Source organism: Nocardioides sp. OK12, assembly GCF_024341885.1.
GTDB classification, from domain to species: Bacteria; Actinomycetota; Actinomycetes; order Propionibacteriales; family Nocardioidaceae; genus Nocardioides; species Nocardioides marinisabuli.
The window spans coordinates 558,484-578,297 of the sequence record NZ_BNET01000003.1 but is presented as its reverse complement, the minus strand read 5'-3'; the positions used below and the strand labels follow the sequence as shown (position 1 = coordinate 578,297).

At 73.2% G+C, this 19,814-nt stretch carries 21 protein-coding genes and 1 tRNA gene; 13 read left to right on the top strand and 9 right to left on the bottom strand.

Annotated features, from left to right (window positions below):
* Nucleotides 1-51: 51 nt before the first annotated feature.
* Nucleotides 52-627, bottom strand: coding sequence for a hypothetical protein (locus OCU29_RS10230; protein ID WP_261819826.1), 576 nt, complete (start codon nt 625-627; stop codon nt 52-54).
* 112 nt (nt 628-739) lie between these two features.
* Here OCU29_RS10230 and OCU29_RS10225 point away from each other — a divergent pair, with 112 nt between their 5' ends.
* Both OCU29_RS10225 and OCU29_RS10220 read left to right on the top strand, forming a co-directional pair.
* Nucleotides 740-2,494, top strand: a complete 1,755-nt coding sequence (locus tag OCU29_RS10225) for a redoxin domain-containing protein (RefSeq protein ID WP_261819825.1) — start codon at nt 740-742, stop codon at nt 2,492-2,494.
* Nucleotides 2,491-3,366, top strand: coding sequence for an MOSC domain-containing protein (locus tag OCU29_RS10220; protein ID WP_261819824.1), 876 nt, complete (start codon nt 2,491-2,493; stop codon nt 3,364-3,366). The genes OCU29_RS10225 and OCU29_RS10220 overlap by 4 nt, the downstream gene beginning before the upstream one ends.
* A 6-nt stretch (nt 3,367-3,372) precedes the next feature.
* Here OCU29_RS10220 and OCU29_RS10215 read toward each other — a convergent pair whose 3' ends face one another.
* Nucleotides 3,373-3,978, bottom strand: a complete 606-nt coding sequence (locus OCU29_RS10215) for a LysE/ArgO family amino acid transporter (protein WP_261819823.1) — start codon at nt 3,976-3,978, stop codon at nt 3,373-3,375.
* Between the two features lie 69 nt (nt 3,979-4,047).
* Here OCU29_RS10215 and OCU29_RS10210 point away from each other — a divergent pair, with 69 nt between their 5' ends.
* Both OCU29_RS10210 and OCU29_RS10205 read left to right on the top strand, forming a co-directional pair.
* Nucleotides 4,048-4,944, top strand: coding sequence for a LysR family transcriptional regulator ArgP (locus tag OCU29_RS10210; protein ID WP_261819822.1), 897 nt, complete (start codon nt 4,048-4,050; stop codon nt 4,942-4,944).
* A gap of 52 nt (nt 4,945-4,996) precedes the next feature.
* Complete coding sequence (locus OCU29_RS10205) at nt 4,997-6,814, top strand: serine/threonine-protein kinase (protein ID WP_261819821.1); 1,818 nt, start codon at nt 4,997-4,999, stop codon at nt 6,812-6,814.
* 28 nt (nt 6,815-6,842) lie between these two features.
* Here the strand turns inward: OCU29_RS10205 and OCU29_RS10200 are convergent, their stop codons facing one another.
* A complete protein-coding gene (locus tag OCU29_RS10200) occupies nt 6,843-8,108 on the bottom strand; it encodes an HNH endonuclease signature motif containing protein (RefSeq protein ID WP_261819820.1) in 1,266 nt (421 codons plus the stop codon).
* Between the two features lie 210 nt (nt 8,109-8,318).
* Here OCU29_RS10200 and OCU29_RS19840 point away from each other — a divergent pair, with 210 nt between their 5' ends.
* Both OCU29_RS19840 and OCU29_RS10195 read left to right on the top strand, forming a co-directional pair.
* Nucleotides 8,319-8,561, top strand: a complete 243-nt coding sequence (locus OCU29_RS19840) for a transposase (protein WP_368858981.1) — start codon at nt 8,319-8,321, stop codon at nt 8,559-8,561.
* Between the two features lie 102 nt (nt 8,562-8,663).
* Nucleotides 8,664-8,849 carry a hypothetical protein gene (locus OCU29_RS10195; protein ID WP_179614618.1) on the top strand — a complete coding sequence of 62 codons (186 nt, stop codon included), beginning with the start codon at nt 8,664-8,666 and terminating at the stop codon, nt 8,847-8,849.
* A gap of 499 nt (nt 8,850-9,348) precedes the next feature.
* Here the strand turns inward: OCU29_RS10195 and OCU29_RS10190 are convergent, their stop codons facing one another.
* Nucleotides 9,349-11,208 (bottom strand): acyl-CoA dehydrogenase, encoded by a 1,860-nt coding sequence (locus OCU29_RS10190; RefSeq protein WP_261819819.1) that lies wholly within the window; start codon nt 11,206-11,208, stop codon nt 9,349-9,351.
* A gap of 168 nt (nt 11,209-11,376) precedes the next feature.
* On the opposite strand from OCU29_RS10190, the gene OCU29_RS10185 reads away from it, so the two are divergent.
* A complete protein-coding gene (locus OCU29_RS10185) occupies nt 11,377-11,835 on the top strand; it encodes an Rrf2 family transcriptional regulator (protein ID WP_179614616.1) in 459 nt (152 codons plus the stop codon).
* Between the two features lie 21 nt (nt 11,836-11,856).
* On the opposite strand, the gene OCU29_RS10180 is transcribed toward OCU29_RS10185, so the two are convergent.
* The gene (locus tag OCU29_RS10180) at nt 11,857-12,996 is read right to left on the bottom strand and encodes a PspA/IM30 family protein (protein ID WP_261819818.1); all 1,140 of its coding nucleotides are present in this window, start codon (nt 12,994-12,996) and stop codon (nt 11,857-11,859) included.
* 124 nt (nt 12,997-13,120) lie between these two features.
* On the opposite strand from OCU29_RS10180, the gene OCU29_RS10175 reads away from it, so the two are divergent.
* Nucleotides 13,121-13,594: a nuclear transport factor 2 family protein gene (locus OCU29_RS10175; protein WP_261819817.1), complete on the top strand. Its 474-nt coding sequence runs from the start codon at nt 13,121-13,123 to the stop codon at nt 13,592-13,594.
* 3 nt (nt 13,595-13,597) lie between these two features.
* Here the strand turns inward: OCU29_RS10175 and OCU29_RS10170 are convergent, their stop codons facing one another.
* The 4 genes from OCU29_RS10170 to OCU29_RS10155 form a co-directional block, all read right to left on the bottom strand.
* Entirely contained in the window at nt 13,598-14,284 is a 687-nt protein-coding gene (locus OCU29_RS10170) for a DUF2461 domain-containing protein (RefSeq protein WP_261819816.1), read from the bottom strand.
* A gap of 43 nt (nt 14,285-14,327) precedes the next feature.
* Nucleotides 14,328-14,822: a DUF5994 family protein gene (locus tag OCU29_RS10165; RefSeq protein ID WP_261819815.1), complete on the bottom strand. Its 495-nt coding sequence runs from the start codon at nt 14,820-14,822 to the stop codon at nt 14,328-14,330.
* A 98-nt stretch (nt 14,823-14,920) separates the two neighbouring features.
* Nucleotides 14,921-14,996: transfer RNA gene (locus OCU29_RS10160), tRNA-Gly, on the bottom strand.
* A gap of 37 nt (nt 14,997-15,033) precedes the next feature.
* Nucleotides 15,034-15,819, bottom strand: coding sequence for an SGNH/GDSL hydrolase family protein (locus OCU29_RS10155; RefSeq protein ID WP_261819814.1), 786 nt, complete (start codon nt 15,817-15,819; stop codon nt 15,034-15,036).
* Between the two features lie 65 nt (nt 15,820-15,884).
* Here OCU29_RS10155 and dcd point away from each other — a divergent pair, with 65 nt between their 5' ends.
* The 5 genes from dcd (at nt 15,885) to OCU29_RS10130 (ending at nt 19,752) form a co-directional block, all read left to right on the top strand.
* Complete coding sequence (gene dcd, locus OCU29_RS10150) at nt 15,885-16,460, top strand: dCTP deaminase (protein ID WP_261819813.1); 576 nt, start codon at nt 15,885-15,887, stop codon at nt 16,458-16,460.
* Entirely contained in the window at nt 16,460-17,329 is an 870-nt protein-coding gene (locus tag OCU29_RS10145) for a sulfotransferase (protein ID WP_261819812.1), read from the top strand. Before dcd ends, OCU29_RS10145 begins: the two co-directional genes overlap by 1 nt.
* A complete protein-coding gene (locus OCU29_RS10140; protein ID WP_261819811.1) occupies nt 17,326-17,652 on the top strand; it encodes a TraR/DksA C4-type zinc finger protein in 327 nt (108 codons plus the stop codon). Before OCU29_RS10145 ends, OCU29_RS10140 begins: the two co-directional genes overlap by 4 nt.
* Nucleotides 17,653-17,738: 86 nt before the next feature.
* The gene (locus tag OCU29_RS10135) at nt 17,739-19,472 is read left to right on the top strand and encodes a sodium:solute symporter family protein (RefSeq protein ID WP_219633626.1); all 1,734 of its coding nucleotides are present in this window, start codon (nt 17,739-17,741) and stop codon (nt 19,470-19,472) included.
* Nucleotides 19,473-19,482: 10 nt separating this feature from the next.
* Nucleotides 19,483-19,752: a phosphoethanolamine transferase CptA gene (locus tag OCU29_RS10130; protein ID WP_261819810.1), complete on the top strand. Its 270-nt coding sequence runs from the start codon at nt 19,483-19,485 to the stop codon at nt 19,750-19,752.
* The last annotated feature ends 62 nt before the right edge of the window (nt 19,753-19,814 follow it).

The following is a 19,814-nucleotide window of genomic DNA, read 5'->3' as shown; positions in this document are numbered from 1 at the left end:
GCTATCCCAGACCTGGTCGCCGTCGGGCAGCAACCGGGAAGCCCGGTCGGGTCAGCCGCAGCTGACCTCGAGCTCGCCCTGGCCGACGTCCTCGAACTCGGTGCGCGACTCGTCGACCCGGTAGAAGCCGGGGGTGGCCGAGACGGACCCGTCGCCGGCCTCGAGACCGGCCATCGGCTCGGTGGGTCCGCCCCCGCCCAGCATCGGGTTGACCTCGTAGATCGTGTCGGCCTCGCCGAAGGCCTCGGCGGTGCCGACGTAGACGACCAGCTGGTTCGGGCCCACGGCGTCGACGAAGACCGGGGTGCCGTCCTCCGCCTCGCCGGGGCCGTTGATCGAGAACTCTTGGGCGTCGCCGGGGCTGAAGACGCAGGTGGTGGGGGTGAAGGAGTAGGTGGTGCCCGCGACGACGACCTGTCCGGTCCCGCCGTCGGAGGCCTGCGTGTCGTCCCCACCGGCGTCCCCACCGTCGTCCTCGGAGCCGGTGTCGGCGCCGGTGTCGAGGTCCGCGTCGGCGGTCGTGGACGCGGTGGGCTCGTCCTCACCTCCCCCACACGCACCCAGGGTCAGCGCCAGCACGGCGGCGGACCCGGTCAGAGCGGTCAGGACGGTGGGACGAGCGGTCATGGCTTCCTGGGGTCGTGGGCAGGTGACTCCAGCACCGTAACGAGACCCGCGGTCCTCGTCAGCGACTTCGCAAAGTTCCGGGCGGTCGCCGGGCGGAGGCAGAATCCGGGTCATGTCGCACCGCCCGCGCGTCCGCGCCCCCGAGCTCGCCGGCCGAGGCTGGCTCAACACCGACGGCCCCCTGACCCTGAGCGACCTGCGCGGCCGCTTCCTGCTGCTGGACTTCTGGACGTTCTGCTGCGTCAACTGCCTCCACGTCCTCGACGAGCTGCGCCCCCTCGAGGCGGCGTACGCCGAGGAGCTGGTGGTGGTCGGGGTGCACAGCCCGAAGTTCGCCCACGAGGCCGACCCCGACGCGCTCGCGGCGGCCGTCGAGCGCTACGGCGTGCACCACCCGGTGCTCGACGACCCCGAGCTGGTGACCTGGCAGGCCTACACCGCCCGCGCCTGGCCGACCCTGGTGCTGGTCGACCCCGAGGGTTACGTGGTGGCGCAGTACGCCGGCGAGGGCCACGCCCACGCGATCGAGGCGTTGCTGGCCGACCTGGTGCCCGAGCACCGCGAGCGCGGCACGCTCCAGCCCGCCGGGTCGCCGTACGTCGCCCCGGTCGTGGAGCCGACCGACCTGCGCTTCCCGGCCAAGGCGGTCGCGCTGCCCGACGGGCACCTGCTGGTCGCCGACGCCGGGCACGACGAGGTCGTCGAGCTCGACGCCGAGGGGGCTGTGGTGCGCCGTACCGGCGGGTTCCGCGAGCCCAACGGGCTGTGCCTGCTGCCGCCCGACGTGGCCGCCGAGGTCGGGTACGACGTCGTCGTCGCCGACACCGTCGGGCACCGGCTGGCCGGGCTCGAGCTGGCCACCGGCGCGGTCCGCACCCTGGCCGGCGACGGCCACCAGTGGATGAGCGGCGACGGCACCGCCCGGCTCTCCTCGCCCTGGGACGTCACCTGGTGGCGGGAGCGGGTGTGGGTCGCGATGGCCGGCATCCACCAGCTCTGGACCCTCGACCCGCGCACCGGGGTGGTGGAGGTCGCCGCCGGCACCGCCAACGAGGGCCTGCTCGACGGGCCCGCCGGCGAGGCGTGGTTCGCCCAGACCTCGGGGCTCGCGCCCGACGGCGATCGGCTGTGGCTGGCCGACAGCGAGACGTCGTCGCTGCGCTGGATCGACGCCGACGGCTCGGTCGGCACCGCGGTCGGCAGCGGCCTCTTCGACTTCGGCTTCCGCGACGGACCCGCCGACCAGGCGCTGCTCCAGCACCCGCTGGGCGTCACCGTGCTGGCCGACGGCTCGGTGGCGGTCTGCGACACCTACAACGGCGCGGTGCGCCGCTTCGACCCCGCGACCGCGACCCTCACGACGCTCGCGACCGGGCTCGCCGAGCCCAGCGGCGCGGTCCTCGACCCCGCCGACCCCGGGGTGCTGGTGGTGGTCGAGTCGGCCGCGCACCGGCTGGCCCGGGTGCCGCTCGGGGCCGTGGCCACCGTCGACGGCTTCGCGCACTCCACGCAGCGACCGGTCACCGACGTGGCCGCCGAGCTCGAGCTCGTCGTCACCTTCGAGCCGCCGCCGGGGCAGAAGGTCGACGACCGCTTCGGCCCGCCCTCCCAGCTCGTCGTCGAGTCGACGCCGCCGGGGCTGCTGCGCGAGGGCTCGGGTCGCGGTACCGCGCTGACCCGCACCCTGGTGCTCGACCCGCACGCCGGCGACGGCGTGCTGCACGTCGCCGCCCGGGCCGCCTCCTGCGACGTCGACGGCGGCGAGGGCGCGGCCTGCCGGATGCACCAGCAGGACTGGGGCGTGCCGGTGCGCGTGGTCGCCGGGGCCCCGGCCGAGCTCGTGCTGCCCCTGGGCGGCGCCGGGTGAGCGCCGCTCGCACACCGACGCTGGCCTCGATCCACCGCTACCCGCTCAAGTCGGCGCGCGGGGAGCGGCTCGCCGAGTCGTCGGTGGAGCCCTGGGGGCTCGAGGGCGACCGCCGGTGGATGGTCGTCGACCCCGACGGCCTGGCCGTCACCGCCCGCGAGGTGCACCCGCTGCTGCTCCTGCGCCCCGAGATCACCGCCGCCGGGCTGCGCATCGAGGCGCCGGGCTGCGACGCGCTCGAGGTGGCGACCCCCGACCCGGCGCGCCAGGTGCCGGTGCGGCTGTGGCGCTCCGAGCTGACCGCCGCCCACGCCGGCGAGGCCGACGCGTGGCTGAACCGTGTGCTGGGTCGCCCGGTGCGGCTGGTGCACCTCGACGACCCGACCCGGCGCCCGGTCTCCGCCGAGTACGCCGCCCCCGACGACCGGGTCTCGCTCGCCGACGGCTACCCGCTGCTGGTCACCACCCGGGCCTCGCTCGCCGCGCTCAACGACCAGGTGCTCGAGCGCAGCGGAGGCGTCCACGACCCGCTGCCGATGGAGCGCTTCCGGCCCAACGTGGTCGTCGACGGCGTGACCGCCTGGGCCGAGGACGACTGGCGCCGGGTCCGCATCGGCGGCGTCGACTTCCGCGCCGTCAAGGGCTGCGCGCGCTGCGTCATCACCACCCTCGACCCCGACACCGCCGAGGGCGGCAAGGAGCCGATCGCCTCGCTGGCGCGGATCCGGCGCTGGGACGGCGCCACCTGGTTCGGCACCAACCTGGTCCCCGACCTGCCCGACGGGCGGCCGGTCACGATCCGCGAGGGCGACGAGGTCGAGGTGCTCGAGGGGGTCGAGCCCGGCGCCGGGCCGATCCGCCCGGTGCGCTGAGCGGGCTCAGCCCAGCGCGAGCGAGACGGCCAGGGCCAGCATCACGATGCCGATGAGCAGGTCGAGCACCCGCCAGGCGCCGGGGCGGGCGAAGAGGCCCGAGGCCAGCCGGGCGCCGTAGCCCAGCCCGACGAACCACACCACCGAGCCCAGGGCGGCCCCCGCCGCGAAGGCCCAGCGGCCCTCGACGCCGTAGCCGCTGGCCAGCGAGCCGAGCAGCAGCACCGTGTCGAGGTAGACGTGCGGGTTCAGCCAGGTCAGCGCGAGCGTGGTCAGCACCGCGGGCCACAGCCGGGTCACCCCCTGTGCCGCCGCCTCGAGCGTCTCGCCCCCGCGAGCGGCCCGCCGCAGCGACAGCACGCCGTACGCCGTCAGGAAGGCCGCGCCCGCCCAGCGCACCACCACCAGCACCTCGGGGGCCTGCTCGACGATGGTGCCGATGCCGGCCACCCCGGCGGCGATGAGCACCGCGTCGGACACCGCGCAGACCACCACGACGGGCAGGACCTGCTGGCGGGCGAGGCCCTGGCGCAGGACGAACGCGTTCTGGCTGCCGATTGCGACGATCAGGCCGAGGCCGGCGAGCAGCCCGGCGAGTGCGGTGGAGGTCATGGGACGAGGCTAGGAGGGCCCTGGCCTGAAGGACAGCGAATGTTCTTGTGGATGGCTTAGCGTTGCTTCATGACGTACGCCGCCCCGCAACTCGCCGCGCTGGTCGCGGTCTGCGACACCGGCACCTTCGAGGCCGCCGCCCGCGCGCTGCACGTGACGCCCAGCGCGGTGAGCCAGCGGGTCCGGGCCCTGGAGTCCGAGGTCGGGCAGGTGCTGGTGCGGCGCGCGACGCCGTGCACCCCCACCGACGCCGGGGCCGTGCTGGTGCGGCTCGGTCGGGCCCAGGCGCTGCTGGCGGCCGAGGCCCGGGCCGAGCTGGGTCTCGACCCGGAGGACCCCGTCGGGGCTGCCGGGCCGCGTCTCGACCTGGGTGTGGCCGTCAACGCCGACTCGCTCGCCACCTGGTTCCGCGAGGTGCTGGGGGTCGTGGCGCAGTGGCCGGGGGTGGCGCTGGGCCTGCACGTGGAGGACCAGGCCTGGTCGCACGACCTGCTGCGCGAGGGGCGGGTGCTGGGCGCGGTGACCAGCGACCCGGTCGCGGTGCAGGGCTGCCGCGTCGAGCCGCTGGGCACGCTGCGCTACCGGCCCGCGGCCGCGCCCGCCCTGGTCGGGCCGGGGGAGGCGGCGCGTCCGGACTGGTCAGGGCTGCCGATGGTGGTCTTCAACGACAAGGACGCCCTGCAGGACCAGTGGCTCGCGCGGCGCGGCGCCGGCGCGCCCCGCGTGGTGCACCGGGTGCCCACCTCGGCCGACTTCGTGGCCGCCATCGAGGCCGGGCTCGGGTGGGGGATGGTGCCCGAGCCCCAGCTCGACCCGGCGCTGCGCGCCGGCAGCCTGGTCGCCCTGGGCGGCGAGGAGCACCTCGACGTCGCGCTGCACTGGCAGCGCTGGCGCCTGGGCTCGGAGGTCCTCGACCGCCTCAGCGACGCGGTGCGGGCCGCCGCCCAGCGCCGGCTGCGCCCCTGACGGGCGGCTCCGCCGTTTGTAAAGACGGGCGGGTGGCGGCTTCACTGGGCGCATGATCAGGATGCCGTCGGTCGGCGACGACGTGGGCCGCTACCGGCTGGTGCGCCAGCTCGGGCACGGTGGCATGGGCATCGTCTACGCCGCCCACGACACCACGCTCGACCGCGAGGTGGCGCTCAAGGTCATCAGCCCGCAGCTGGCCGAGGACCCGGAGTACCGGGTGCGCTTCCAGCGCGAGGCGCTGGCGCTCTCCCGCATGGACTCGCCCCACGTGGTGGCCGTCCACGACCACGGCGAGGTCGACGGCTGCCTGTTCCTGGTCACCCAGCTCGTCCCCGACGGCGACCTGCTCCAGCGCCTGCGGGCCGAGGGGGCCCTGGCGCCCGGCGCCGGGCTCGACCTGGTCGCCCAGGTGCTCCTCGGGCTCGAGGACGCCCACCGCGCCGGCATCGTGCACCGCGACGTCAAGCCCAGCAACGTGCTGCTGCGCCGGCGCGGTGAGCGCACCGAGGCGTTCCTCTGCGACTTCGGCATCGCCACCCTGCCCGGCGCCGAGGTCACCCGCACCGGCGGCCTGGTGGGCTCCTTCCCCTACATGGCCCCCGAGCGGCACCAGGGCCGGACCGCGGGCGTGCCCGGCGACGTCTACGCCACCGGCTGCCTGCTGTGGCACGTGCTGACCGGCTCGGCGCCGTACGCCGGCACCGACGTCGAGATCGCCATGGCGCACCTGCAGGCCCCGGTGCCGCAGCTGCCCGGCGGTGACGCCTTCGCCCGCGGCCTCAACCGGGTGCTCGCCCGCGCGATGCACAAGGACCCCGCCGCGCGCTACGCCTCGGCGCGCGCGATGCGCCTCGACCTCGAGGCCGTGCGCTCCGGGGCGCCCGCCCTGGTCACGCTGCCCGAGCACACCTCGATCAGGCACGCCGTCGGCGCCGTGCCGCCCGCCGCGCCGGCACGCCGCCGTCGACGCGGGGCCGCCCTGCTCGTCGGCACCGCGGCCGCGGCCCTGCTGGTCGGCGCCGGGCTCTACGCCGGCCTCGCCGTCGAGCGCCCCGCCGAGCTCACCACCACCGGCGCGCCGCTCGGCACCGCCGTCCCGACGCCCGCACCGACCGGCGCTGCGGACGGCGAGCAGGTGGCCCCCGGCGCGACCCTCAGCCCGCTCGACGCGACCGTGTCGCCCCGGGCCGGAGCCGGTGCGGGCGGCCGCTCCGGCGACGCCGGCGGCCAGCCCCTCGCGGGTGGTGCCCCGGCGGGGAGCCTGCCCAGCGCCCCTCCCGCCGTGCCCAGCCAGGCGCCGGCCCCCGGCGGCAGCGGCAACGGCGGTGGTTCCGGTGGCAACGGCGGTGGCGGGAACAACGGCGGCGGCAACGGCGGCGGCTCGCAGGAGCCCGCCGACGAGGGCCCGCCGCCCGACTTCCGCTGCTGGGACGGCAGCGAGGTCAGCGGCGGGCAGGGCGCCTGCCCGGCCGGGCCGACCGGCGCGACGGGGCTGCGCCACATGTTCGTCCTCGACGGCGAGTGCGTCACCGCCGGCACCGCGCAGGGCCAGGTGCACGCGCTGCGGTGCAGCCGCTCCACGCCGCACGGCGAAGCCCAGGCGCGGCTGCTGGAGTGGGTCGACGTGCCGACCATGAAGTCGGAGATCGCGGCGTACAACCGCGGCAGGAAGTCCTTCGACTGGCTCTACGGACGGGCCTACTCGCGGCCGACGCCCGACCAGGGCCTCGGCTACGTCCGGTCCAACCTCTACGGCAACAAGCGCTTCAGCGTCTCGGTGCAGGGCGTCAACAAGGCCTCGCGGTCCTGGATGCTCGACCAGATCCGCTACCGGGCGCCCGCCGACTACCGCGGCTACCCGATCTAGGGCGTGTCTCGGGAGCAGCTCGCAGCTCTCAGGCGGTGAGGACCCAGTGGCCGGGCCACTGCTCGACCCAGGTGGGTTGGGGTGGGAGGAGGCCGGGTGGGTCGGGGGCGCGGGAGTGGGTGGTCTGGCCGGCGGGTGAGGTGATCTCGACGTCGTGGGGGTCGAGGGCGTAGTGGTGCAGCACTTTGTGGTGCCAGCCGGGTTCTTCCTTGAGCTGGTTGCAGGCGGCGCAGAGGCCTTGGCCGTTGGGGGTGCTGGTGGGGCCGCCGGCGTGGTCGGGGGTGATGTGGTCGTGGTGGCGGATGGGGGCGTTGCACCACGGGGTGCGGCAGGTGCGGTCGCGCAGGGTGATGAACTGGCGCAGCAGTCCGTCGAAGGTCCGGCTGGTGGATTCCATGGCGACGAGCTGGTCGGTGTCGGCGAAGAGGCGGCGTACCCGGGTGCCCATCTCGGGGGCACAGGCCAGGAGGTTGCGGGCCACGGAGGCGGGGATGGGTCCGCCGGCGCCGCCGTACATGGGCACGACCTCGGCCGGCTCGTCGGCGTCGGAGCCGTCGCCGAGGAGTGCTTCGGCGGAGATCACGATGTTGAGGGCGATGGGGGTGTGGGTGGCGGTGACCTGGCCGGTCAGGCGGGCCACGAACAGGTCGGCGATGATCTGGGCGTGGGTGCGGTCCTCGTCGGGTTGGGCCTTGAGCTGGGTGGCGCGTTGGTGCAGGGACTGCATGACCGCGGCGGCCTGGACATCGGAGATCACGGCGGTGATCTGGGCGGTGCCGTCCTCGCGTCGCTGGTAGGTGAGGTGGCGGTTGCGGTGGGCGCGTTCGCGGCGCCGGGCGGCGGCGTGGTCGTCGAGGCGGATCGCGATCCGCTGCGCCGCGAGGCGTAGCGCCCGATCCCCCAGCGGTGTCCCGGTGGCGAGGAGCTCACCGAGGGCGGTGTCGAACGCGGGGCGCAGCGCGGAGTGCACGTGGTCGGCCTCGGTGGCGAGGATCTCGGCACGACGCTCGTTGATCACCCCGTCATCGAGCGCGGCCAGGACGTGGGGCAGGTCGTCGACCAGGGTGCAGGCCATCGCGCGCAGCCGGGCACCGCGGTGCGGTGACTCGTGGCGTGCGAGCGCGACCTGCGCACCCACCGACCGATCGCTGGCGTCGGCCTGGAGGTCGTCGAGGTGCGCGGCCAACCTGGCCTGGCGTGCTGCGAGGTGTGCCTTGAGGGCCTCGAGCTCCTCCAGCATCGCGACACACTCGCCCGGCGTGCTGGGGAGGGAGTCGTCGATCGTTTCGAACATGTGTTCTATTCTAGGCGGCCCGGTAGGCCATGTCCAGGGTCTAGATGCAGCTGTGGATGGCGCTCGACGCCGCGCGGGGGAGGTGGCGCAGCGACGCACGCAACCGGTCTGTTCCGGCTCTCAGGCGGGTTGTTCGGTGCGCGCCCCAACGTGTCGGCGCTGGAGAGCCGCGGTCGGTTCGACCCGTTGTGGCAGAGCGGGCAGAACCGGATGGGGGGCGACTACGGCATCGGACCCGCCGGCGCCGCCCGGATCCTGGTCGACGTCGGTGGCGTGGCCCGGTTCGCCGGTCGCAACCGCTTCGCGTCCTGGACCGGGACAGCGCCCCTGGATGCCTTCCCGGACCCGCACGGCAGTCGCTATACCCAGACCGCTAGCACATTTGGCAGTCAGAGCCGTGGTGATTCTTGGGCATCGCCTTCATCGTCTGCTCGATCCCGTCCACGGCGATAGGCGGCTGCCGCCTGTGGGGCCGGTCCTTCCTCGCCTGATCCCGCTCACCAGAGCTTCCGCTCGCCACGACGGCTGGTCGACATGTCCTGCGACACTGAACGCATGCCGTCAGGAGCCGTGCTGGTGATGCTGCTCCTGGCTGTCCCGGTGTCGGCGTTGGCCGTCCTGACGGCCTTCGGTGAGCGTCGCCGTGGTGGTTCGCTCCCGGTGGTGCTGGGCGCCGGTCTCCTCTTCCCCCTCGCCTGGGTCAGCTGGTACGTCCGTGACCGGCGAGCAGTGGCGCGCTGACCATCCTCGCGGCAGACCAGTACGTTCCTCGCATGGGCGACCACGCACAGCTGCCTGGCTACAGGTTCCTCGGTGGGGGGCCGGAGGCCACATCCGGCGGACGTGGCTGGCACCTTGCGGAGAACTGCTTCGGACGCTGCGGGGCCTGCGGGGGCTTGCTCCGGCTGCGGAACGACCGATCCGAGCGATGTCCCTGTGGACGGCTCTCCAAGGACGCCGAGGTCGGACGCTTCGGGTCCAGTGACGGCGACGACAGCATCGCCGTCTACCGCCAGCTGTCGTAGTCCGCAGGTCGGCACGGCCACGCACTGCGCGGCGTGCCGGCGTGCGTGCGCGCGCCCGGGCGGCCTACTACTCGGCCCTGGGCTTCACGCCGTACCTCGAGCGTGAGGGCTCCATCGCCCACCGCTTGGACCTCTAGCGCCCACGACTACGGAGCCGCCGCCGGCACCCGCTCTCGCGAGGCCGACGGCGGCTCGTGGTCGTGCGGTGGGTCAGATCAGAACGCGGCCTCGTCGAGGTCCATCAGCGACAGGTCGACCGCCTCGGCGATCGCACGCTCGCTGCTGATCTTGGGCAGGTTGTAGGACGCGAAGAACTGCGCGGCCGCGACCTTGCCCTCGTAGAACGCCTTGTCCTTGGCGGACACGTCGCCGCCCAGCTTCTCCAGCGCGACCTCGGCGCCGCGCAGCAGCAGCCAGGCGCAGACGACGTCGCCGAGCACCATCAGCAGGCGGGAGGTGTTGAGACCCACCTTGTAGATGTTGCGGATCTCGTCCTGCGCGCTCATCAGGTCGTTGATGAGGTGGCCGACCATCGCGTTGGCGTCGTCGAGGGCGGTGGCCAGCAGCTGGCGCTCGTTCTTCAGGCGACCGTTGCCGGCCTCGCTGTCGATGAAGCCCTGGATCTCGGCGGCCAGGTGGCCCAGCGCCTTGCCCTGGTCCTTGACGATCTTGCGGAAGAAGAAGTCCTGGCCCTGGATCGCGGTCGTGCCCTCGTAGAGGGTGTCGATCTTGGCGTCGCGGACGTACTGCTCGATCGGGTACTCCTGCAGGAAGCCGGAGCCGCCGAAGGTCTGCAGCGACTCGGTGCCCAGCAGCACCCACGAGCGCTCGGAGCCGTAGCCCTTGACGATCGGGAGCAGCAGGTCGTTGACCGCCTCGGCGAGCTTGGTCTCCTCGGAGTCCATGGTGCCCTCGTGCTCGGCGACCATGATCTTGTCCTGCCACGCCGCGGTGTAGAACACCAGCGAGCGCATGGCCTCCGAGAACGACTTCTGCACCATCAGCGAGCGGCGCACGTCGGGGTGGGCGGTGATCGCCACGCGGGGCGCGGTCTTGTCGCCCGACTGGGTCAGGTCGGCGCCCTGCTGGCGCGACTTCGCGAACTCCAGCGCGTTGAGGTAGCCGGTCGAGAGGGTGGCGATGGCCTTGGTGCCGACCATCATCCGGGCGTTCTCGATGACCTGGAACATCTGGGCGATGCCGTTGTGGACCTCGCCGAGCAGCCAGCCCTTGGCGGGCTCCTTCTCGCCGAAGGTCACCTCGCAGGTGTTGGAGACCTTGATGCCCATCTTGTGCTCGACGTTGGTGACGTACACGCCGTTGCGCTCGCCGGTCAGCTCGCCGGTCTCGTGGTCGAAGTGGTACTTCGGGAGCAGGAAGAGCGAGAGGCCCTTGGTGCCCGGGCCGCCGACGCCCTCGACGCCCACGGGGCGGGCGAGCACGAGGTGCATGATGTTCTCGCTCATGTCGTGCTCGGCCGAGGTGATGAAGCGCTTGACGCCCTCGATGTTCCACGAGCCGTCGTCGTTCTGGGTGGCCTTGGCCCGGCCGGCGCCGACGTCGGAGCCCGCGTCGGGCTCGGTCAGCACCATGGTGGCGCCCCACTGGCGCTCGACCATGATTTCGGCGATGCGCTTGTCGCGGTCGTTGCCGTTGCGGTGCACGACCCCGGCGAACGGCGCGCCCGCGCCGTACATCCAGACCGGGGCGTTGGAGCCCAGGACGAGCTCGCCGAGCGCCCAGACCAGGCTCGAGGGGGCGGGGGTGCCGCCCAGCTCCTCGCGGATCTGCAGGCGCCAGAACTCCGAGTCCATCCACGCCTGGTAGCTCTTCTTGAAGGACTCCGGGATCGGCGCGGTGCTGGTCTCCGGGTCGAAGACCGGCGGGTTGCGGTCGCTGTCCTCGTACGACGCCGCCAGCTCCTCGCGAGCCATCCGGTCGACCTCGGCCAGGATCTCGCGAGCGGTGTCGCTGTCGACCTCGCCGAAGGGGCCGGTGCCCAGCACCTCGTCACGGCCCAGGACCTCGAACAGGTTGAACTCGATGTCGCGCAGGTTGCTCTTGTAGTGGCTCACGGCCCCCACCTTCTTCGTCGTCAGGTTCTCGGCCGGCCATGAGACACGCGTCATACTGACCGGTAACTTATATGGTACGGGCCAGTAACTTGGCTCGCAACAACTTCACCCGACCGGGTCGGACCCGAAGTCGAGTGAGTTGATCGACTCGTCTGAGACACTGGACTCGTGCGAGTTTCCGCGAAGTCCGACTACGCCCTGCGGGCGCTGATCGAGATGGCGTCTCGCAGCGACCGCAAGGCCGTGAGCGCCGAGGAGCTGGGGCGGGTGCAGGACATCCCGCACGGCTTCCTCCAGACGATCCTCGCCGACCTGCGCCGCGCCGGCATCGTGATGTCGCAGCGCGGCCAGTCCGGCGGGTGGCGGATGGCCCGCGAGGCGGACGGCGTCTCGGTCGCCGACGTGATCCGGGCCGTCGACGGCCCGCTGGTCTCCGTCTACGGCCTGCGCCCCGAGGCAGTGGAGTACAACGAGTCCGCCGAGGTGCTCCAGCACGTCTGGATCGCCGCGCGCGGCTCGCTGCGCGACGTCTTCGAGCAGGTCTCGATCCGCCAGCTGGCCGAGCGCGACTTGCCACCGCAGGTCACCGAGCGCACCGCCGACGAGGACGCCTGGCAGCCGCACTGAGCTCGGGCGGCGCCGCCAGCCTCAGCTGATGGCGGCGGCCAGCCGGGCCTTGAGGGTGGCCTTCCTGCGCGCCAGCTTGGCGACCTTGGCCTCGAGCTCGGTGGTCTGCTCGCGCAGGCGGGTCGTCTCCACCAGCAGGTCGGCCAGCGCGTCGGTCGCCGAGGCCAGGCGCTGCTCGGTGGTGCTGGTGTCGGCGGCGTACGGCGCCCCCGGCCGGGTGCCGAGGCCCAGCGGCGACGCGGGGTGCAGGTGGGCGGTGTCGCCGACGAGGTCGTAGCCGCCCTCGGCGACCGCCTTGCCCCAGGTGTCGGCGAGCTCGCACAGCTCGTCGTGCAGCTCGGGGGAGAGCCCGACCGGGGCGCCGCCGGGCTCGCGGGTGCGCAGCTGCTCGTCGAGCACCAGGCGCGAGGTGCGCACCTGGGCGCGGTCGTCGACGGCGCGGTTGACGTGGCGCAGCACGCCGAGCCCCACCGGCCCGAGCGGGGCGCGGGCGGGCTCGCGCACCGGGAGGCCCTCGGCCTCGACGCCGACGAGCTCGGCGATGGTGCGCCAGGTCGCCTCGGTGCGGTCCTGACCGGGGGCGGGCACGACCACGTGCAGCCGGTCGGCCCGCTTCAGCTCGGCGCGCCAGCGGGCGAGCACCGGCCCGACGTCCTGCGCGGCCCAGAAGTCGCTCGCCTCGGCCGTCTCGCGCCCGCTGTCGAGCACCCGGCGCGCGTAGCGGCGCAGCGACAGCGAGCCGCCGGCCCGCACCGAGCCGGCCCAGGCGTCCACGAGCTGGGAGGCGGGGTCGCGCAGCGTCGCCACGACGTGCACCTCGAAGCCGCTGAGGGAGTCCAGGAGCAGGGCGACCTGGTCGGAGGACGCGCCCGCGAGCAGCTCCTCGCTCACGACCACCGCGGCGTGCGCGGTGGCGCCCTGCTTGCGGGCGCGCCGGACCAGGTCGGACCAGGCCCCCTCCACCTCGCGGCGCTTGAAGCCCCACGCCTTGTGCAGCCGGCGCATCTCGATGGCCGCGCGCAGCGAGTCGTCGGGGGTGCGGGCCGGGCTGCGCACGCCCAGCTCTGCGAGCCGCTCACGGTGCTCGACGAGACCGGCCGCGACACCGTCGGCGCCCGCGTGCTCGAGGCCGATGTGGAGGACGAACCTGCGCTTGCTCATGGCCGCCAGGCTGGCAGCGGCGCACGGCGCGCGGGTGAACCCCGGGTGTCGTGGTCGCCACCTGCTGACGAAGGTCGCCCCCACATCACTAGAACCTGTTCCAGTTCGGTCCTACGATGCGGGCATGACGACCTCGCTCCCGTCCGCGATCAGCTCACCCGCCGTCGAGTGGCACGCCAGCCTCGAGGAGCACCCGGCGCGGCTGGCCTCGATGCGCTCCTACTCCGCGGTGGCCAAGGGCGACCTCGATGAGTGGCTCGGGGTCTACGCCGAGGACGCGGTGCTGGAGGACCCGGTCGGCCCCTCGATGTTCGACCCCGAGGGTCGCGGCCACCACGGCCACGAGGGCATCGCCGCCTTCTGGCGCCTGGCGATCGAGCCGATCGCGACCTTCCGCTTCGTCATCCGCGACTCCTTCGCCAACGGCTCGACCTGCGCCAACGTCGGCACCATCCACACCGCCTTCGCCGACGGCGGATCGACCCGCACCGACCTGGTGATGGTCTACACCGTCGGCGACGACGGCCGGGTCAGGTCCATGCGCGCCTTCTGGGAGCCCGAGCGCACGATGGCCACCTACCAGGCCCCCGCCGGGTAGGGATCAGTCCTGGCAGTGGCGCTGGAGCCACTCGACGAGCGGGCGCAGCGTGCGCCAGTCGTCGCGCACCAGGTCGAGCGCGGCCGGGGTGTGGATCTCGGGGCCGAAGCCGTGGTCGCGGCCCAGGGTCAGCGACTTGTGCCGCAGCAGCTCGATGCGCGGGTGGTCGGCGTCGAAGCCGCGGGGCGAGGTCTTGAGCCGCTCGCCGCCCAGCTCGAAGCCCGCGGCGACGAGCCCGGCGACCATCTGCTCCAGCTCGCGCCCGAACCGCTCGTGGGCCACCGCCTCCCGGAACGAGGCCAGCCTGGTGCCGGCGGCCTCGTAGAAGCCGGCGCCGGTGCGCAGCCCCCGCGGTGACAGCTCGACGTACCAGCCGGTGGCCGGCCCGACCGGCACGAACGCGCCCTGGTGCGTCTTGTACGGCGTCTTGTCCTTCGCGAAGCGCACGTCGCGGTAGGGCCGGAAGATCTTGGCCTGCCCGAACTCGGGCTCCAGGGCCGCGCACAGCGCCGTCATCGGCGCCTTCACCGACTCGGCGTAGACGTGCTTGTGGGCCTCCCAGAACGACTTGGTGTTGTCGACCTCGAGGTCGTCGTAGAAGTCGAGGGCGGCGCTCGGGAAGCCGGTGAACCCCGTGGACCCGGTGGACCCCTCCGGCGTGCCCGTCCGCTCGGTCGGTGGTGGCGTCATGCCCCCGAGCCTAGGTCGCCGCGGGGCCACCGGTCGGGTGGGATCAGCTGCCCCGGGCCCAGTGGTCGGCCGGCACGCTCGCGGCCTCGCCCTCGACGGTGTGCAGCAGGTCGGCGGCGGAGTGCTGGTTGCCGGAGGTGGCGGCGGCCAGGAGGGCCTCCTCGCCCTGGTCGGCGCTGAACCCGGGCGGCACGACGGCCAGCAGCCACACGCTGCGGTCCGACATCGTCAGGTGCACCAGGTGGGTGTCGTCGTGGGGGAAGAAGCCGACCTTGACCTGGCCCGCGGCGACCGGCAGGGAGCGGACGGGGCGGTTGTCCCAGTCGGGCGGGGAGTAGAGGACCCGCACGACGCGCCCCCGCTCGGGCGGGAAGTCGTCGACGAGCCGGCGCAGCTCGGCGCTCAGGTCGCGGCTGTGCGGCCACCACCCGCCGTCGAGGTGGTCGTGCCCCTGGTGGGCGGCGAGCCGGAGCCGCAGCCCGGTCGGCTCGAGGCCGGGAGCCGTGGAGGTGGTGGGAGGTGCGGTGGCCGTCGTCATGACGTGTGCCTCTCGACCGTCTGCGCACCGGCCCGGCGGGCTCGTGCGGACGGTCATTCACCTCGAGGGTACGCCCGGACCGGCGGGCGGTTCATTCGTGGAGCGGACGACGAGACTCGAACTCGCGACATCGACCTTGGGAAGGTCGCGCTCTACCAACTGAGCTACGTCCGCACGCGCCACCGAGGTGGTGCGGGCCAATGCTAGACGATCAGGCGCCGGCCGGTGCGATCCGGGTGTACTCGGGGTAGCGCGGCGCCATCCCGTCGCCCGACGAGCGCCCGGTCACCCGGCGGTGCACCCACGGCACCAGGAAGGTGCGCACCCAGGTGGCGTCGGTGCGCACCCGCTGCACCCACGACGTCGGGCCGGGGTCGGCCAGCACGAGCGGCTCGAGGTCGTGCTCGACGCCGAGGGTGTCGAGGACCTCGATCGCCATCCGCTGGTGGCCGGCGGGGCCCATGTGCATGCGGTCGGCGTCCCACATCCGCCAGTCGGCGTACTCGGTGAGGTGCCAGTAGTCCACGACCCGCGCCCCCTGCCGCGCAGCGATCTCGCGCACGCCCTCGCTGTAGCGGCGGAACCGCTCGCGCACCAGCCGGTACGTCGCCGAGCCGCCCGGGTCCGCCGAGGTCCACACCAGCACCTCGGCGCCGCTGGCGCGCAGCCGCGCGATCATGTCCTCGTACGACGCCAGCAGCGCCTCGAGGTCGACCGAGGGCCGCATGATGTCGTTCGCGCCGGCGTAGACGGTGACCAGCTCGGGCTCGAGGGCCAGGGCCGGCTCGAGCTGCTCCTCGAGGATCGGGCCGAGCTTGCGCCCGCGGATGGCGAGGTTGGCGTAGGCGAAGCCGGGCTCGCGCGCCGCGAGGGCCTCCGCGACCCGGTCGGCCCAGCCGCGCACCCCGTTGGGGCGCTCGGGGTCGTGGTCGCCGACGCCCTCGGTAAAGGAGTCGCCGATGGCGACGTAGCGGGAGTAGGTGGGGGTCGTGCTCATGACGCCATTGTCCCCGAGGCCCGGGCACCTGCCGCCCGCGGGGCGCGGGCGGTAGGTTGGCGCCCGTGCTCCTCAGCGACCGCGACATCATGGCCGAGATAGACGCCGGGCGGGTCGCCCTCGACCCGTTCGACCCCGCGATGCTGCAACCGTCGTCGATCGACGTGCGCCTCGACCGGTTCTTCCGGGTCTTCGAGAACCACAAGTACCCGCACATCGACCCGGCGGCCGACCAGTCCGACCTGACGCGGATGATCGAGCCCGAGGGCGACGAGGCGTTCATCCTGCACCCCGGCGAGTTCGTGCTGGGCTCGACCTACGAGGTCGTCTCGCTGCCCGACGACATCGCCGCCCGCGTCGAGGGCAAGTCGTCGCTGGGGCGTCTGGGGCTGCTCACCCACGCCACCGCCGGCTTCGTCGACCCCGGCTTCAGCGGCCACGTCACCCTCGAGCTCGCCAACGTCGCGACGCTGCCGATCAAGCTCTACCCGGGCATGAAGATCGGGCAGTTCTGCTTCTTCCGGCTCTCCTCGCCCTCCGAGCACCCCTACGGCTCGGAGAAGTACGGGAGCCGCTACCAGGGACAGCGCGGGCCGACGCCCTCGCGCTCCTTCCAGAGCTTCCACCGCACGTCGATCTGATGCCCGTGCCCGGCGACGCCCCCGTCTTCCTGCTGGGCACCGGCTGCCAGAAGGGCGGCACGGCCTGGCTGCACGGCTACCTGTCCTCCTCCGAGGAGACCGACCTGGGCTTCATGAAGGAGTACCACGTCTGGGACCGGCTCGACCTCGCCGAGGACCGCCCCGGGCTCAAGCGGATGGTCAAGCGCGGCCGCGAGGCGCTCGACGCGCTGGCCGAGGGCGGTCGCGGCGGCGACGTGCGGGCGCTGCGCCAGGCGGCGTTCATGCTGGAGCCCGAGTCCTACTTCGACTACTTCGCCTCGCTGGTCGGGCCGGGTCGCGCCCGGCTCACCGGCGACCTGACCCCGGCGTACGGCGGCCTGGGCGAGCGCCGCCTGGCCTTCGTGCGCGACGGCGTCGAGGCGCGCGGGCTGCAGATGCGGGTGCTGATGTCGCTGCGCGACCCGGTCGAGCGGATCTGGTCGGCGGTGCGGATGATGCAGATGCGCCAGCCCTCGCGCTACCCCGGCGGCTCCGCCGACTGGGTGCGCAAGCTCTACGCCGACGAGCAGGTCGAGTCGCGCACCCGCTACGACCGCACCCTGGCCGCGGCCCGGGCGGTGCTGCCCGACGACCGGGTGCACGTGGTTCTGTACGAGACGCTCTTCGAGCCCGCCTCGCTGGAGGCGCTGACGGCGGGGCTGGGCCTGGCCCCGATCGAGCCCGACACCGAGACCCGCCCCAACGAGACGCCCCGCACCGCCGAGACGCTGCCCGACGAGCTGGTGGCCCAGGTGGCCGAGCACTACCGCGACGTCTACGACCACGTCGACCGCGACTTCCCGCACCTCGACGTCCGTCGCCGGTGGGCCTCGGCCCGCTTCCTGTGAGCCGCGCCCGGCTCGAGCAGGAGCGGGCCGAGGTGCACGCCCGGCTGGCGCTGCTGCGCGCGGACCTCGAGGGCTTCCGGGCGGCCTCCGAGCGCGACAACGCCGACGACGAGCACGACCCCGAGGGCGCCACCATCGCCTTCGAGCGCTCCCAGGTCTCCGCCCTCCTGCGCGAGGGCGAGCGGCGCCTGCGCGAGCTCGACGCGGCGCTCGAGCGCGTGGCCGCAGGCACGTACGGCGTGTGCGAGCGGTGCGGGCGCGACATCGCGCCCGAGCGGCTCGAGGTGCGGCCCGCCGCCCGCACCTGCGTGGCCTGCGCCTGAGCGCCTCGCCCCCAGGGGTGGGCGCCGCTCCGTCGTACGGGTCCTAGCCTCGACCGACCGCGCGACTCGGCGTGAAAGGACTGGCAGTGACCACTGTCTGGGCAGGCGACACCATCATCTCGGCGCACCCCGTCGACTACCTGATCATCGCCATCTACTTCGGCTTCGTCCTCACCATCGGCGTCGTGGCGCGACGCCAGGTCTCCGACTCGGTCGACTTCTTCCTGTCGGGGCGCTCGCTGCCGGCCTGGGTCACCGGCCTGGCCTTCATCTCCGCCAACCTCGGCGCCGTCGAGATCATGGGGATGAGCGCCAACGGCGCGCAGTTCGGGCTGCCCGCGGTGCACTACTTCTGGATCGGCGCCATCCCGGCCATGCTCTTCCTCGGCGTGGTGATGATGCCGTTCTACTACGGCTCCCAGGTGCGCTCGGTGCCCGAGTTCATGTACCGCCGCTTCGGCACCGGCGCCCACCTGGTCAACGCGATCTCGTTCGCGGTGGCCCAGCTGCTGATCGCCGGCATCAACCTCTACCTGCTCGGCAGCATCATCCAGGCGCTGATCGGCATCGACCTGATCATCGCGCTGGTGATCGCCGCCGTCGTCGTGCTGAGCTACATCACGCTGGGCGGGCTGAGCGCCGCCATCTACAACGAGGTGCTGCAGTTCTTCGTCATCGTCGCCGGCCTGCTGCCGCTGACCCTGCTGGGCCTCTCGCGCGTGGGTGGCTGGGACGGGCTCAAGGAGCGCATCGCCGCCGACGCCGGCGGGCCCGGGGTGCCCTCCGCGGCCGAGCAGCTGAACTCCTGGCCGGGCACGGCGCTGACCGGGTTCTCCTCCGACGTCCTCTCGGTGGTCGGCATCGTCCTGGGCCTGGGGTTCGTGCTGTCCTTCGGCTACTGGACCACGAACTTCGTCGAGGTGCAGCGGGCGATGGCCACCGACTCGATCTCCTCGGCCCGCAAGACCCCGATCATCGGCGCCTTCCCCAAGATCTTCATCCCCTTCATCACGATCCTGCCCGGCATGATCGCGGCCGTGCTGGTCAGCGAGATCGCGCGCACCAAGGCGGGGGAGGAGGTCGCCGGCGGCGCCGAGGGCACCGTGCAGTACAACGACGCGCTGATCTACCTGATGCGCGACGTGCTGCCCAACGGCCTGCTCGGGGTGGCGATCGCGGGTCTGCTCGCGGCGTTCATGGCCGGCATGGCGGCCAACATCTCGGCCTTCAACACCGTCTTCAGCTTCGACCTGTGGCAGCGCTACGCCTTCCAGGACCGCGCGGACCGCTACTACCTGCAGGTGGGGCGGCTGGCGACGGTCGGCGCCACCGTGGCTGCGATCGGCACCGCCTACCTGGCCTCCAGCTTCTCGAACATCATGGACTACCTCCAGACGCTGTTCGGCTTCTTCAACGCCCCCCTCTTCGCGACCTTCATCCTCGGCATGTTCTGGAAGCGGATGACCGCGACGGCCGGCTGGGCCGGCCTGGTTGCCGGTACGTCGGCCGCCGTCCTGGTCGGCTTCCTCTCCGACGGCACGCTCGGCGGGCTGAGCATCGGGGTGCTGCCGCTCAGCGGCCAGGGCGCGGCCTTCGTGGCCGCCGGCGCCGCCTTCGCCGTCGACATCGTCGTCAGCGTCGCGGTCTCCCTGGTCACCGCGCCCAAGCCGGAGGGCTCGCTGCGCGGCCTGGTCTACTCCGAGACCCCGCGCGAGGAGCGCACCGACCCCGACGAGGCGTCGTACCCCTGGTACCGACGCACCGTCCCGCTGGCGAGCATCGCGCTCGTCATCGTCATCGCACTCAACGTGGCCTTCTGAGGAGTCCCCGATGCCTGAGAGCACGACCGGAGCCACCCGCCGACACCAGGCGGGGGCCTTCGACATCCGCAACATCATCGGCTGGCTGATCGGGGCGTACGGCGTCATCCTCGTGCTGATGGGGGTCTTCGCCGACCCCGAGACCGACAAGACCGGCGGGGTCAACGCGAACCTGTGGGCCGGCCTGGCGATGCTGGTGGTCGCCGCCGTCTTCCTGGGCTGGGCGCGGCTGCGCCCGGTCTATGTGCCCGAGGGCGGCGACGAGTCCAGCGACGGCTGACGCGCGCGACCTCTCTCCACAGGCTCGCTGCTCGAGCGGTGGCGGAGGCTCGGTCCGGGAAG

Excerpts from the sequence above, each read along its gene's own strand:
- OCU29_RS10175 (WP_261819817.1), top strand. The coding sequence starts at position 13,121 with ATGACGACCTCGCTCCCGTCCGCGATCAGCTCACCCGCCGTCGAGTGG.
- OCU29_RS10225 (WP_261819825.1), top strand. The coding sequence starts at position 740 with ATGTCGCACCGCCCGCGCGTCCGCGCCCCCGAGCTCGCCGGCCGAGGC.
- OCU29_RS10205 (WP_261819821.1), top strand. The coding sequence starts at position 4,997 with ATGATCAGGATGCCGTCGGTCGGCGACGACGTGGGCCGCTACCGGCTG.
- OCU29_RS10165 (WP_261819815.1), bottom strand. The coding sequence starts at position 14,822 with ATGACGACGGCCACCGCACCTCCCACCACCTCCACGGCTCCCGGCCTC.
- OCU29_RS10155 (WP_261819814.1), bottom strand. The coding sequence starts at position 15,819 with ATGAGCACGACCCCCACCTACTCCCGCTACGTCGCCATCGGCGACTCC.
- OCU29_RS10180 (WP_261819818.1), bottom strand. The coding sequence starts at position 12,996 with ATGAGCAAGCGCAGGTTCGTCCTCCACATCGGCCTCGAGCACGCGGGC.
- OCU29_RS10145 (WP_261819812.1), top strand. The coding sequence starts at position 16,460 with ATGCCCGTGCCCGGCGACGCCCCCGTCTTCCTGCTGGGCACCGGCTGC.
- OCU29_RS10230 (WP_261819826.1), bottom strand. The coding sequence starts at position 627 with ATGACCGCTCGTCCCACCGTCCTGACCGCTCTGACCGGGTCCGCCGCC.
- OCU29_RS10210 (WP_261819822.1), top strand. The coding sequence starts at position 4,048 with ATGACGTACGCCGCCCCGCAACTCGCCGCGCTGGTCGCGGTCTGCGAC.
- OCU29_RS10130 (WP_261819810.1), top strand. The coding sequence starts at position 19,483 with ATGCCTGAGAGCACGACCGGAGCCACCCGCCGACACCAGGCGGGGGCC.
- OCU29_RS10215 (WP_261819823.1), bottom strand. The coding sequence starts at position 3,978 with ATGACCTCCACCGCACTCGCCGGGCTGCTCGCCGGCCTCGGCCTGATC.
- OCU29_RS10195 (WP_179614618.1), top strand. The coding sequence starts at position 8,664 with ATGCCGTCAGGAGCCGTGCTGGTGATGCTGCTCCTGGCTGTCCCGGTG.
- OCU29_RS10200 (WP_261819820.1), bottom strand. The coding sequence starts at position 8,108 with ATGTTCGAAACGATCGACGACTCCCTCCCCAGCACGCCGGGCGAGTGT.
- OCU29_RS10170 (WP_261819816.1), bottom strand. The coding sequence starts at position 14,284 with ATGACGCCACCACCGACCGAGCGGACGGGCACGCCGGAGGGGTCCACC.
- OCU29_RS19840 (WP_368858981.1), top strand. The coding sequence starts at position 8,319 with ATGGGGGGCGACTACGGCATCGGACCCGCCGGCGCCGCCCGGATCCTG.